This is a genomic window from Limosilactobacillus kribbianus (assembly GCF_026413145.1).
In the GTDB taxonomy this organism is placed as follows: Bacteria; Bacillota; Bacilli; order Lactobacillales; family Lactobacillaceae; genus Limosilactobacillus; species Limosilactobacillus kribbianus.
Genome location: NZ_JAOVYZ010000070.1, coordinates 1 through 6890, shown reverse-complemented (window position 1 = coordinate 6890; position 6890 = coordinate 1). Strand labels below are relative to the sequence as shown.

At 34.6% G+C, this 6890-nt stretch carries 4 protein-coding genes and 1 rRNA gene; all 5 read right to left on the bottom strand.

All coding sequences use genetic code 11. From position 1 onward, the window contains the following. Positions 1-112: ribosomal RNA gene (locus OCT58_RS09740) — 16S ribosomal RNA — on the bottom strand; the annotation flags it as partial. 764 nt (positions 113-876) lie between these two features. Further along, entirely contained in the window at positions 877-2109 is a 1233-nt protein-coding gene (locus tag OCT58_RS09735; protein ID WP_267202643.1) for a site-specific integrase, read from the bottom strand. 76 nt (positions 2110-2185) lie between these two features. Beyond that, positions 2186-2383 carry an excisionase gene (locus OCT58_RS09730; RefSeq protein WP_085720294.1) on the bottom strand — a complete coding sequence of 66 codons (198 nt, stop codon included), beginning with the start codon at positions 2381-2383 and terminating at the stop codon, positions 2186-2188. A gap of 19 nt (positions 2384-2402) precedes the next feature. Then, complete coding sequence (locus OCT58_RS09725) at positions 2403-3137, bottom strand: hypothetical protein (protein ID WP_267202642.1); 735 nt, start codon at positions 3135-3137, stop codon at positions 2403-2405. A gap of 78 nt (positions 3138-3215) precedes the next feature. After that, positions 3216-6383, bottom strand: a complete 3168-nt coding sequence (locus OCT58_RS09720; RefSeq protein ID WP_267202641.1) for a hypothetical protein — start codon at positions 6381-6383, stop codon at positions 3216-3218. Positions 6384-6890: the final 507 nt, after the last annotated feature.

Below are 6890 nucleotides of genomic sequence, written 5' to 3'. Positions count from 1 at the left end.
CATCGTCACTTCAGTGCAAGCACGTCAGATCAGTTGGGCCAGTGCGCTCGACTTGCATGTATTAGGCACACCGCCGGCGTTCATCCTGAGCCAGGATCAAACTCTCATATAAAATATAAGAATCTGAGATAGCTCTCAAATTAAAAGTTATTAAGCGAATTGACTTCGCAAATGCTTTGCTTCAAATCACCGAAGTGATTGAAGACCCTACACATTTGATTCGTCGAAACTTTGTTCAGTTTTCAAAGGTCTACCATTTACTGATCAAAATCAGCAAAATTATTTTATCACATCGTCACAAGTCTGTCAACAAGAAATTTGTTTCCATTTTGACTCAACTCATAACAAGCAACTTTTATAATATATCATACAAGCGATAAAACGTCAACAACATTTTTAATTAAAATCGATTAACGTTCCGTTGCTCCGTACAACGCTAACTACTATACAGTTAATTGTAATAATTGTCAACGCCATTTAAAATATATTTAAATTACTTTTGTGAAAGTGAACTTTAAAACATATAATCAGGATAAAATACGGATATGAGCAAATAAAACATATCACGTTCAAAATAATATCCGTACTATTTTTTCTATTTTGATTCTCCTTTTCAGCAGTAATTAAAAATTATCCTGTATTTAATTGAGTACAAAAATACCCAACCGCTAAAAACGATTGGGTATTTTTTAATTCTACTTCTTCTTATTCTTGCTTTCCTTCTCCGGACGCATCGTTGGGAAAAGAAATTTTATCGTTTATAAGTCTCCATATCTTGTCACTACTTTATTACTAGCATTCTTATCTTTCATATCCCGTCACAACTCTTCATAAGTTTTAAAAAAATGGTGTATTTTTGGTGTATTGAAGGTGTATTCAATCATTTTCAGCAATAAAATCGTCAAAGTGAGCAAACTGTTGCTTTTTTAGTTCTTTCGTCACGTCCGCATAAATATTAAGTGTGGTTTGAATATCAGAGTGTCCTAATGCTTCTTGGATAACTTTAACATTCATACCTGATTCTATTAGCCTGGTTGTAAATGTATGCCTTAATGTATGGCAACTAAAATCAGGCAATAAAGTTTCTTCATCAATAGTAGGATTTCTATTTAAAACGTCACAGTTTGCATCTCTAATAATCCTTTTAAGTGCCTTATTTAGCGTTCCCTGATGTTGTACGTGACCAAATCGATTAATAAAAATGAAGTTTTGAAATCCATCAATATTATCAACAGACTTGAGATTATTGCTTTCTAGATATTGTTTTTGATTGATTAAGGCCTCTCTAACCGTTTTTATCATAGGCACAGACCTATATCCAGCCTTAGTTTTTGGCGTATTAATACCAAATCCTGTGTGACTAGCTTTTGATCGATCATAGAATACTAATGTATGGGTGACATTAATCATATTATTCTTTAAGTCGACATCTTGCCAGCGTAAGCCAGTTAGTTCACCCACTCTTAATCCGCTACCTATCATAACAGCAAAAGTAGGATACCAATGCTTATATTTTAGATCGTTTTTGATGAAATCTAAAAAGAGTTTCTGCTGAGCTATTGTTAAAGCTTTGCGTTTAGTACCGTGCAATCCTCTAACTTTCTTCAGTTCTTTTAAACCTCCATCACTAACATTTTTTCTCAGTATATCATCTTCAACGCCCAATTGTAGAACTTGATGAACAACTAAATGTATTGTACCTACCGTATTAATTTGGAGGCCGTTATCATCTACTAAATTGTTATAAAATCGTCTAATATCGGTTCTATGCAGCGAGCGTACTTTATATAATCCTATACTTTTTTGGACAAAATGTTCGTACATGTATCGATAATTGTTAAAGGTATTAGGTTTCAAGCCTTTCTTCACATTAATCCAAATGTTGTATAGGTCATTTAAGGTTAAGTTTAGATTATTAGTTCGAATTCCATCATCAATATCATGGACTATTTTCTTTTCTTTAGTTCTAAGCGTTCTTAAAGTTTGGGCATAAATATAATGGCGCTTTCCATCTCCTGTTTCCCACCGATATTGATAACCACCTGTTTTCCTTTCACTTTCTCCCGTTTTTAGCACCCTATTTTTGCTATCCTTACGGCGTTTTATCATGGTAAAGTCTCCTTTAGTTAGATAAAAGGCTAGCATACCAATATTTTAGCATGCTAGTCTTTATTTTAAGAGCTAATTAAACTGAGTAGATTTCGCTTAAATACTTATCAAAGAGGACACGTTTAATCAATCGCTTATTGCCAACCCACAACACGAAATTACAGTCTTCGCTCTCAGTCATTTCTCTTAGCTTGCTCAAGCCAATGTTTGAATAAGCAGCAGCTTCATTAATCGTCAAATTGGCCTTATGCCAAATTGGTACTTCCTTTTTCATCACTATAATTTACCCCTTATTAGTCTTCATTAAGTGATTCCCTAAACTCAGCTATCGTTTCCTTGTAGCTGTCAACAAATTGTTTACAGCCTTCATACTTTTCATAAATCGGAAGAAGTGATTCTGCTTCATCAAGCTCATCCAAATCGGGAGAGCTTGAACCAAGCAAATCGTCAATTCGCGCCTCAATTGTAATATCGTCTTCAATATAGTGGAGGACATTCTTTGTCGATAAATCAACATTTCCACTTTCGTCAAACTCTAAATCCCCAACTTCCACTTTATGTGCCATATCATCTAGGGATGTAGTTACAACCGCATAAAGCTTATAACTAGGTGATCCAATATAATCTTTGATGCTGTAACAATACCCAACAAGGTCTTCAAGTGGCTTCCCTTTAAAATATTCTGCTTCTTTTTCAGAAATCGTAGAAAGTGGTTCACCTGCATCAAGATCGAATTCACCATTTTCATCTAATTTGAAATCTTCTTTTTTTAATCCTAATTCATCCATATAGCATACTACTGCCATGTCATAGTACCCCCAATCATCCTTGGCACTGGTTAAATTGATGCGGTCCAAGATATTAATAATATCCCAAATATCGTCATATGCACTTTTGCCAGAATAAAGGGAATATTCTTTTTCGACATTTTCAGGATCCAAGATATGAGCCCTAGCTGAACCCTCTTTTTCATAAAGGTGAAAACCACACAATTCACTTTCGAGTTCTAGATTATTAGTATTATCCATAATTTTATTTCCTCCTATATTTTATGTTCCTAATTTTAATCCGGTCTGTTTTCATAAATTTTTTACAACAGCAAAGCTTTAACTAATTTCATATTTGCGAAGTTTCTGATACCAATTTTCCTTTAACTCAACTAAAGGGTTGATGAACTTACCTTTAGAGCGTTTAAGGCTTTGCTTAAAACCAGAGAAAGAACTGTAACGGCTTAAAAACATATCATTATAGATAGCCTTCAGATTATATTTTTCTTCATGCTTAGCTAAGTATCTTAGCAATACTTTCCATCGATAATTGCTCTGGTAGTTGTGAACTAAATCTAGATAGTTATTACCTTTTAAGATTACATCTTCTTTAACCCAAGCAATTTTATAACCATTACGGGTGCGAACTAAATAATTATCTAATTTCAGAAAAGCATAGGCGTATTTTGAATCAAATAGTGGGAACAGTTGAGCATAAGTCTTCATATTTTCTTTAAATGTTTCTGCTTCTTCAACCGTCTTAAAAGGCTCTGTATTATAATACCCAGTTCCATCTCCATTATCATGAAAATCAATTGGCTTACTGGTAAAGTCAAATGATAATGATTGATACGTTGGTTGATCCCATTCTGACATTAGATGCTTATTGTCAATTCGATGTTTCATATCATCGAGACTTGAAAGCCGGTGTTGATCGACTTTAATCGTGGTAACGTTATTTATCAGATCATGATAGATACTTTGTAATGATACATTTCGTACTCCCGCAAGTGCTTCAATTCTGCCGTCTAAAGTAAAGTTAAATCGTGTTTTAAGATTAACAAGAGTAGTGTTTTTTGAGCACTCTTTTTTGTCATCAATCAATTTTGACTTGAATTCAAAGAAATTTCCATTAAAGTAATTATCATTAACGTCAACCCATTGTTTTGGGGCATTTTTTCGAATTGCTTCAACAATCTCATCCTTATCAAGAGGCTGATTGCCCGCCCAAATAAATCCATCCGTTGTAACCGATGGGATAAGATTATTGGGGTAAAGGCGATCGAGCAAATCCATTAAAAAATTGACTTGATATCGAGCAATAGCAGTATATTGCATTGCAATGAGCGGGTTAGTCGACTTAGATACGGGTACATAATAACTATTATTTGTCCCAAATACTTTTGAAGTTTTAGCATTCAAGCCTTGTGCAGTCTTTCCATAGGCACCATTCCCCAATAGCTTAAAAAGCTCTTGCTCAGCAGATTTATTACCATATTTTTTCTTGGCTAAATTGCGTTGTTCAAGAGTCCATGCTTGTGCCTTACCAGATGGGCAAACATTAACGAGTTTACCAGTAAGTTTCTTTTGATCTGGAACGATTAAGCGATGAACATAAATCTCAGCATTATAATTTTCAACAAGATCGATCAGTGTAATTAAAGGTAAGATTGCCCGTTTGTGTTCCGTAACATAACGCGGTGTAGCATTTTTTATTGCAGCTTTAACGCCTAATGGTGACCGTTTAATGTCCTTAGGTAGTTTATAATCCACATCAGCAACACCAACTGTGAAAGCACCGTTCGGCATTTTCGGCAATAAATTCTTAAAATGCTTACTATTACTATTCGTTACTTCCATTAACGGAGGAACATCTAGCCTTAAGTCAGGAATCAAAAGTCCTGCATTAACATAGCTTGATTTAAGATCAATATCATACACGTACGGCATTTCAATAATGCCGGGGTTGTAACATAAATTCTGACCACCGGTATATGCTTTTAGTGCCATTGAAAATGCCGAATTATAAGCATCGTCCGCTTGCAATGTGGTCATGTCATGTACACCTTTTTCATGCTTAGGGCTATAACTACTTGTTTCAGTAAAATAGTATCCATTATGTGTGCCAAAGAAATTAACTTTTTTGGCCATCCAATATGATGAGTCAACCTCTAACAACTCATACCTATTGCATTTCTTATTGAAATAATTCTTATATACAGATTTTTCCCACAAATAATCCACTAACTCTTCACATGTCAATAATTCATTAGATTTTTTTCGCGCAAACTGATAAGCAAGCGAGTTGAATTTTAATGCTACATCATTACTAATTTTCGCCACAGGCTTATAATGCCGAATCTTCTTTTCTTTATTGAGTAAATCTTCAATTTTCAATTTTGGATTTAACTCATAGAGCTTTTCAAAATTAATCCGTTGCAATAAATCATCTGTATTCAATAACTCAATTGGCTGACCTTTTTCATTTAGTGCAGTAACAATTGAGTCACGCGATAGATATGATTCTAGTTTTCTGATTAGCGTTTGATGTTTCTGCCTTACGCTTTTCCTTTTGGTATTACTAATTTCTGATACAAGTTCTTCCCACTCTTCTTCATTAGATGGGAGTTGATTGTAATATTTAGGCCGTAAATATTGTTCTAATTCATCGCCAAAAATCTTTCGTGATAAATTAGCTACTTGTTTTCGGCTGTAAGGCTGTTCTAAATAGTGTGCCGTTAACTGGTCAGACAAACCAGTCAGAGTTGCAGGAATATACATTTGTTTTAACAGTCCCGCTTCGTACGCTTCTTGCTCCATACGCAACACGAAGCCAAGATATTTTAATGTGATTTCAGCATCTGTCATGGCATACTTTTTGTAATCATTTGGACGCGATTGCAATAGTTCGCGCATATGCGTCTTGTAATAACCAGATGGCTTTCCGTCTTCCTTATCCCAAATTGTCGTATCAATCTTTGGTTGGTTGACCATTTCGCCAATTTTCTTTAATCCACCCTGCGGTCCCAACGCCATCATGTCACGATATTGTAATGTCAAAGGCACTTTACAATGGCGATCTGGGCTCACGATTTCTGCAACAAATTGGCGGGTAAAAAATGCATGTTGATATAGTGTGATTACATTTGCCTCGTTTTTCCTATTAACATTGTCCAAATATTTATACCAATCAACATAAGCCGAGACATCTACGCCACCAAAATACCCAGCAACCAAAATCGGAGGGATGCGAGTTGAAAAAAGATTCTTTTTAATAGTCTCAGTTGGCTCAGCAAGCTTTTTAGCATAACCTTTAATTTCCATATCAGAATATTTTTGCTTATAACAGACATCATTAAGGTATTGTTTGACTACGCTTAATAAATCCCAGAAGCTAAATGGCCTATCATTCTCATTTCTATATAAAATATAACCAATTGTCGGATAGCCTGGGTATTTCAGCACATATTGATGAGAAATAATATTTTTCTGTTCACGGGTACCCACTTCTTCCGGCGTTGTAATAGGTGATTCCCATTCACTATCATCCGCAACAAATAGGTAATCAAGAATCGAATCTTTAAGCCCATCAAAGACTTCTAAATTAGGATCTTGTTATTCTTCATTGTGATATAGCACTTTATCGCAATCACAACTAATGTATTTCATAAGGTGTATTTCATAATACAAAAGCCTTCCTTTCTTTTCTGTTCAAACGAACCTAAAAGCTCAGGAAGGTCTTATTAATTGCAAAAGAAGAGCAAAAATAATATACTTAAATTAGTAATAGCTTTAAGGTATTTAGCTATTACTATCGAGCTTATTAAGTTCGGTTTGAAGTAGGTTGAAAACTATCCGCTCACCAAAGTGTTAGTTTTCAACTTTTTTATTTTCCCGGTTTGTAAAATTAAGTTAGAAACATAAAAAAGCCATCTGTGATAGACTTTTGAATAACCACAAACAAAAGCAAAGGATATCACAAATGACCTATCATCATCTTACCACACGCGAACT